The following is a 7,146-nucleotide window of genomic DNA, read 5'->3' as shown; positions in this document are numbered from 1 at the left end:
AAGCCGTGCTAAATGAGAGTTCCAACCTTATTTTGCCTTCTTGCCCTATTACTCTCAAGCTGTAACCAAGAAACATCCAAAGAAACCGAACAAAAAAAAACCCTCCCGAACATCATTTGGCTAGTTGCCGAAGATCAATCTCCCCATTGGTTCCCCATGTACGGGGACAGTACGATTTCCTTACCGAATCTCGAAGCTTTGGCCAAAGATGGTGTGGTGTTCTACAATGCCGTGGCACCGGTTCCCGTTTGTGCTCCGGCAAGGAGTGCATTGATTACGGGCATGTACCCGACAACACTCGGTACACACAATATGCGGACCTATGCGCCTGGGCGAAGGGAGGGCGACCGACCCTATCATGGATTGGGCATTCCGAGTTATTCTCCGGTCGTTCCCGAGGGCATTAAAATGTTTCCCGAATATCTTCGGAAAAAAGGCTATTATACCGCCAACGGCCCAAAGGAAGACTACAACTTCGAGAAGACCGATGCCGCTTGGGATGAAAGCAGCTCAAATCGACATTGGCGAAAGAGGAAGAAAGGGCAGCCCTTTTTCACAGTTTTTAATTTTTCCGTTTGCCATGAATCCCAGATTTGGGAGCGGGGCAAGGATTCCCTTTTTGTCGATCCGGCAAAGGTGCCCGTTCCGCCCTATTTTCCAGATACGGAAACCGTTCGGCATGATCTTGCGGTCAATTATAGCAACCTCAAGCGGCTCGATGGACAAATCGGGGAAATTATCGCTGACTTAAAAGAAGATGGACTTTACGAAAACAGTATTATTTTCTTTTATGGCGACCACGGAGGACCTTTTCCCAGACATAAACGGGCCTTGTACGACACGGGTGTTCAAGTGCCTTTGGTAATATACCTTAGTGCGCTATCGAAAAATTTTGAAGGATTGGATCAAGGATACCAAGGATTTGGGTGAATATCCTGAAAAGGAACTGATCGACCACTGGCTGGTCGATGGCGGGCAGCCCCAATTGCCTCCTTTGGAAATGGAGGATAAAAACGATAGCATTCATCTTATTTCAAAAAAATCGGATGCCACCATCGTTTGGAAACAGGCCCAAGATTCGGCCTGGACCGTTGATGGGGAACCATTGCCCACCACTATATCTTTCGAGGCCAAGGCGGAGCGGATCGGGTATTCGGATAGTGCGGTTTCGCGGTTTGAATAATCGATACCCATCTAATTTTCATTCCACTTTCCTGAAAACCAAAAGCCGTACTTCCGCAACCTCCCTGCCAGCGACTTCAAGGGTTTTCAAGGTCAAGGTGCCCTTCCCTTTTTTCAACACCATGGTACCCAGATCCATGGGTTTGAAATCCTTCACATAGGATTCTATTCGGGGCGCACGATCATTTTCCATTCCCTTTAGCGGCGGATTGTTCGCCTTTGTTATCTTTTTGGCTATTTTACTTTTACCAAGGCTGAGTTCAACGATAGATCCAAGGTTTTCTTTGGTAGCCGTGTAGTAGAGTTTCACGTCAAAATGCCCGTCTGCCAATACCTCCACATCCCAGGTAATGGAATCATTGGCGCTTGACCAATTTGTGAAAAAGCTGTCGTTCGGGTATGGGTTACTACGCTCGATTTTCCCATGGGGAATACCGTCGCGGGCGGGCAACTGGGTGTACAGGTAGCTAGGATGACCTAAGGAAAAAGGCCTTACATCGGTTTCAGCAGTTTGCGGTTTAACCTCGGATAGCCAAACCGTTTTTGCCTTTACCAAAGAATCCCTCAACTGTGGATATCGGGCGGAGATATCTGTTTTTTGCGCCCGGTCTTTTTGAATGTCATAGAGTTGATCTTCAGCGTCCAACCGGTATTTTTGGGTGCGTAGGCTGGTTTTTCCGTTCCAATGGTTGTAGATTATGCGGTCTTCCCATTCGGGATTTTCCTGGAATAATAATGGTGTCAGGTCTTTTCCATCGATGGGTTTGCCGGTAATCGGTGGCACGCCTATCAGTTTTGAAAGCGTAGGTAAAATGTCTAGGGCACTTGCGATTTGGGGAATTGTTTTTCCTTCGGGCAGTGAATCTTTCCATTGGATGTAAAAAGGGGAGCGCACACCTCCTTCGTCCGTATCCCCTTTTTTGCCGCGCATTCTGCCGTTCCACCTAAAACTGTTCGGGCCGTTGTCGGTTAGATAGATGACGATGGTGTCATCCTCTAGATACAGCTTGCGCAACTTGGCCATGATCCGCCCGACATTGTAATCGATGTTTTCGACCATCGCCAGCGCTGCCCTGTTGAAGTCCAAGTTTTCGGAATTTTTCACATCATCTCCATCGGAATGCAGGGTTAAATCTTTGTCCTTAAATCTGTTCCAGTATTCATCGGGCACCTGCATTGGGCTATGTGGCGTATTGAAGGGCAAATAAAGGAAAAACGGATTATCCTGATTTTTTTCGATAAAACTTAGTCCATGTTCGGTGAGGTCGTCCACTAAAAATCCATTTCCGTTAACGGGGCGTCTGTTGTGCTCTAGCATGGGGCTGAAATAGTTGCCCCAGTGACCGGAAGCGAATCCGTAGAAATCCTGGAATCCCTTTGAGTTCGGATGATAGGGTGGTTGGGTTCCGTTGTGCCATTTTCCGTAAGCGGCAGTTTGGTAACCGGCTTTTTTTAAGATTTCCGCCACGGTGGTCTCATCGTAGTCCATCCGTTCGCCACCGGCGGAAGTGGAATAGACTCCGGTCCGTGGAAAGTGTCTTCCGGTCAACAATTCGGCGCGGGTAGGGGAGCAGACCGGTTGCACGTAAAAATTATCGAACGATACGCCATATTTGGCAATGGCATCGATATTCGGGGTCTTGAGATCGGTGTTTCCGCTGCTACTGAGGTCTCCCCAACCTTGATCATCGGCCAAGAACAATACGATGTTGGGCTTTTTATCGCCACGATCATCTTCTGGCTTTGATGGTTTTTCTTGTTTTTCTTGACATCCCATTAAACAGATGAAGAAGGAAAATAGGAAAGTGCTAAAACGAATATTCATGGTCAAGGAAGGTTTTTGCCCTAAAAATAGAAAGGATACCACATCCTAAAACGTAGGCATAGGCAACCATCGTGTTTCATTTGTGAATATAGGGATAATTTCCATCCAAAAAAATGCTATCTTGAGACCGAGAAAACCGAAATGTTACCAAATGTACTACCAACTTTACCACCAACGATCAAAACCTATTTTTATCTCCCTCTTTTCGCTCTTTTTTGTGTTTTCCGCCTGTAATGAAAAAGAGAAAATCCAAAATTATGTGTTGGACGGCACCAAAAAAAAATGGCAGCCCATTACCCTGACTTTTGATGGGCCACAAGTGTCGGAAGGGGATTCTATCAATCCGTTTTTGAACTATGCCCTTCTGGTGAATTTCCATATTGGTAACGATTCGTACAAGGTTCACGGTTATTTTGCCGCGGATGGGAACGCCGCCGAGACCAGTGCAGAAAACGGCAATAAATGGCAAGTAAAATTTGCGCCGAATATCGAGGGAAAATGGGAATTCGAGGCCTATTTGGCGGAAGGCACGGATATAGGCATTACCCAAAATCCGCTGAAGGAAAAGAAAAAGGCCCTCTGGAAATCATCGGGAAGTTTTGAAATTGCGCCCCCTGATTCTACGGCAACAGGATTCTATAGCACAGGAAAATTGGGGTACACGGGAAAGCATTATTTGGAGGAAGCGGAAACCGGAAACCCGTTCCTTAAAAATGGCGTGGGTAGCCCGGAAAACTTTTTGGCCTATCAAGAATTCGACGGCACCTTTGACAACGGAGGGGCAGACCCCCCCACGCTAATGAACGGATTGCATCAATATTCGCCGCACATAGACGATTGGAAGGATGGCAATCCGGTTTGGGGCGCCGATAAAGGCAAGGGCATTATCGGCGCACTTAATTATTTAGCCGACAAAGGCATGAACAGTCTGTATTTTATGACCATGAACGTGGCGGGTGACGGCAACGATGTATGGCCGTGGATCGATCCAAACGAGCAGACCCGATATGATGTCAGCAAGCTGGCGCAGTGGGAAACAGTCTTTACGCATATGGACGGATTGGGGATGGCCATGAACGTTTTCACCCAGGAGACCGAAAACGATACGCTTTTGAATCGAGGGGAACTCGGTCCTGAGCGAAAACTATACTATAAAGAACTCGTGGCCCGTTTCGGCCATCATTTAGGCGTCGTATGGAATCTCGGCGAGGAGACCAACCGCAGTACCGAACAATTGAAAAGCTACGCCTCCTACATTCGTAGTATCGATCCGTACAATCATCCCATAGCGGTTCACAATCACGTTCGGGTCACCGGTAAAAGTATTGAAGGAAGGCCATTAGATCCCATACAGGAAACATTTTCACCGTTGCTGGGCTTTAAAGATTTTGAGATTCCGTCGTTACAGATGGCCGATACCTTGGAGGTTCATCAGGAAGTCAAGAAATGGCGAAATCTTTCCTTGCAAAAAAAGCGACCTTGGGTTATTTATTTAGATGAGATCGGCCATTATGAAATTGGCGTGACCATCGACTCCGCGGCGAACAATAATTATGACGCGGTCATGCAAAGCAGTCTTTGGGGAAGCCTGATGTCAGGTGGGGCGGGAACATCGTGGTATTTTGGAGGCTCCGATATTCCCAACAACGATCTGTCCGCAGAGGATTTTAGGGCACGAGACCAATGGTGGGGTATTGCTACTAGTGCCAAGCAATTTTTTAACAACCATCTGCCATTTTGGGAGATGCAAAACCATGATGAGCTAGTGAGCAATGAAAAAAGCTATTGTTTTGCCAAAAAGGATGAAATTTATGTGGTATACCTGCCCAAAAATGAAACTACCGATCTGCAGATTGGCGATGGTGCCTTTACCATAGCCTTTTACGACCCCAAAAAGGGTGGTATGCTGCTCGACAAACAGAACGAAGGATGGAAAATCACCAAACCGAACAGTGTAGAACTTTCTGCGTACAACGGTCAAAGCGATAAAGATTGGGTGATTGTTATAAAAAGAAAATAGCCCCGAGCGCTTTTAAAAAAAGCAACGAATGATCCGCAAAATCTTAATCCTGTTCACAATGACCATTTTTTTCTATGGATGTAAAGAAAATCCAACCAAAGAAAAGAAACCGGTAGAGGTGTTTGAGAACCTTCCTGAAACCATCGATTCCGTAACACAAAAACAGAACCGGCCCCAAAAATCGTTTCGTACTTTTAAGAATTTGGCGGATACTACCTTTGTGCGCTTAGCGGAGTTTAGCCATGGCTTTGCCTATGATATGCGATATGCCACCAAAAATAATTTTTTAAAAGAAAAAGTGTACGACTGCGCCGAATGCTATACCCGGGTAAAAACCGCCAAGGCTTTGCTGGCGGCCAACAGCGATTTTTACGACAAAGGGGTGCGAATCAAGTTTTTTGATTGTTATCGGCCGAATTCCGTGCAGTATAAAATGTGGGAAATAGTACCGAATCCCCAGTATGTAGCCAATCCGAAGAAGGGATCCATTCATAATAAGGGCGGAGCGGTAGACATTACCTTGGAGACCTTGGAGGGCGAGGAACTCAATATGGGAACGGATTTCGATTTTTTCGGAAAGCGGGCCTACCACGATATGATCGATTTGCCACAAGAGATACTCGACAACCGAAAACTGCTCAAGCAAATTATGGAAAAACATGGTTTTTGGTCTATCAGAACCGAGTGGTGGCATTATAATTTAGGGGCGGCATCCAATGATAAGGTGGCCGATTTTAAATGGGAATGCAATTGATGGGGCATTTTGAAAACCTTCCCGTCCCGCAGATGGGTTTGAAAAGCAGATAGCTTTGTAAATAGGGAAATCCGAAAACGATTTCCATTGGTCTAAAAAGTAATTTTAAAATTATGAAAATTAAAATCTACATCATTATGTCAATCTTCTTTTTTGGTACCACCGTTCTTGCCCAAGACACGATTATGCCCCTATGGCCCAAGGATAAGATTCCCAATCGCATCGAAAGCGAAGAAAAAGAAGAGCATGTCAGCGAAGACATTGTAAGAATAAGCAAGGTGCAAGAGCCTACGATCGAAGTATATCTGCCCGCAAAAAAAAGTGCTACAGGCGCGGCCATGCTAATATTTCCGGGTGGCGGATACGGAATTTTGGCCTATGATTGGGAAGGTACCGATATCGCCAAGTTCCTAAACGGAAAGGGCATTGTCGGAATTGTGGTAAAGTACCGGTTGCCTTCTGACATATCGCAAACCGAAAAATGGAACGTACCCCTTATCGATGCACAGCGCGCCTTGCGATTGGTGCGTAGCAAGGCAAAGGATTTTAACATCGCACCAGACAAGATCGGAATCATCGGCTTTTCTGCGGGAGGGCATTTGGCATCGACCTTGGGCACCCATTTCGATGAAAAAGTATATGAATCCGTTGATGAATCCGATAAGGAGAGCGCCCGCCCGGATTTTATGGCGCTTATATACCCTGTAATTACGTTTACGAAAAGTAAAAAGCATTCCGGTTCGCAAAAAAACCTTTTGGGCGAAAATCCGACACAAGAAATGCTTAAACATTTCTCGAACGAGCTGCAAGTGATTTCGAAAACCCCACCAACGCTATTGGTACATGCCGCCGATGATACCGGCGTTCCGGTCGAAAACAGTCTGCTATTTTTTCAAGCCTTAAAAGATAAGAGCGTTTCCGGCACCATGCACATTTATCCAAAAGGCGGACACGGATTTTCGCTAGCACGCAAAGACCCGCACTTGAGGGGCTGGACAGAACGACTTTTCGAATGGATTGAAAGTTTGGATTAGTTTTTAGGATTTTTCGTAAAAAACCAAGGGTAATCAAAAGGTGTTTTATATTTTTGCAGTCCAATTTCAAAACCTAGTAGAACTCTTTTTGGAATTTATCAATTGAAAATTGCAGCGGCAGCTGTTTTATCGGGATGTAGCGCAGTCCGGTAGCGTACACGCCTGGGGGGCGTGTGGTCGCAGGTTCAAATCCTGTCATCCCGACAGAACCACTTTTTAAGTGGTATCAAAACACTGTTAACTGACTGGTTGACAGTGTTTTTTATTTTTTATGATATCAAATGAATCCATTTGATATCATAAAAAAGGTGTAGAGTTCGGTGAATGGATT

6 protein-coding genes and 1 tRNA gene are annotated in these 7,146 nt (G+C 45.7%); 6 read left to right on the top strand and 1 reads right to left on the bottom strand.

The genetic code is table 11. From position 1 onward, the window contains the following. Nucleotides 1-12 precede the first annotated feature (12 nt). Both ACEW8S_RS05180 and ACEW8S_RS05175 read left to right on the top strand, forming a co-directional pair. Nucleotides 13-930, top strand: coding sequence for a sulfatase-like hydrolase/transferase (locus ACEW8S_RS05180; protein WP_373517117.1), 918 nt, complete (start codon nt 13-15; stop codon nt 928-930). Beyond that, the gene (locus tag ACEW8S_RS05175; RefSeq protein ID WP_373517116.1) at nt 893-1,183 is read left to right on the top strand and encodes a hypothetical protein; all 291 of its coding nucleotides are present in this window, start codon (nt 893-895) and stop codon (nt 1,181-1,183) included. The genes ACEW8S_RS05180 and ACEW8S_RS05175 overlap by 38 nt, the downstream gene beginning before the upstream one ends. Before the next feature lie 18 nt (nt 1,184-1,201). Here ACEW8S_RS05175 and ACEW8S_RS05170 read toward each other — a convergent pair whose 3' ends face one another. Further along, the gene (locus ACEW8S_RS05170; protein ID WP_373517115.1) at nt 1,202-3,007 is read right to left on the bottom strand and encodes an arylsulfatase; all 1,806 of its coding nucleotides are present in this window, start codon (nt 3,005-3,007) and stop codon (nt 1,202-1,204) included. Nucleotides 3,008-3,158: 151 nt separating this feature from the next. Between ACEW8S_RS05170 and ACEW8S_RS05165 the strand changes: the two genes are divergently transcribed. The 4 genes from ACEW8S_RS05165 (at nt 3,159) to ACEW8S_RS05150 (ending at nt 7,019) form a co-directional block, all read left to right on the top strand. Continuing rightward, the gene (locus ACEW8S_RS05165) at nt 3,159-5,027 is read left to right on the top strand and encodes a DUF5060 domain-containing protein (protein ID WP_373517114.1); all 1,869 of its coding nucleotides are present in this window, start codon (nt 3,159-3,161) and stop codon (nt 5,025-5,027) included. Between the two features lie 28 nt (nt 5,028-5,055). Then, nucleotides 5,056-5,781 (top strand): M15 family metallopeptidase, encoded by a 726-nt coding sequence (locus ACEW8S_RS05160; RefSeq protein ID WP_373517113.1) that lies wholly within the window; start codon nt 5,056-5,058, stop codon nt 5,779-5,781. A gap of 137 nt (nt 5,782-5,918) precedes the next feature. Next, nucleotides 5,919-6,815, top strand: a complete 897-nt coding sequence (locus ACEW8S_RS05155; RefSeq protein ID WP_373517112.1) for an alpha/beta hydrolase — start codon at nt 5,919-5,921, stop codon at nt 6,813-6,815. 130 nt (nt 6,816-6,945) lie between these two features. Next, a tRNA-Pro gene (locus ACEW8S_RS05150) sits at nt 6,946-7,019 on the top strand. The last annotated feature ends 127 nt before the right edge of the window (nt 7,020-7,146 follow it).

This window comes from Pricia sp. (assembly GCF_041745955.1).
Lineage (GTDB): Bacteria > Bacteroidota > Bacteroidia > Flavobacteriales > Flavobacteriaceae > Pricia.
The sequence above is the reverse complement of the archived record's forward strand: the minus strand, read 5'-3'. Positions and strand labels throughout refer to the sequence as shown.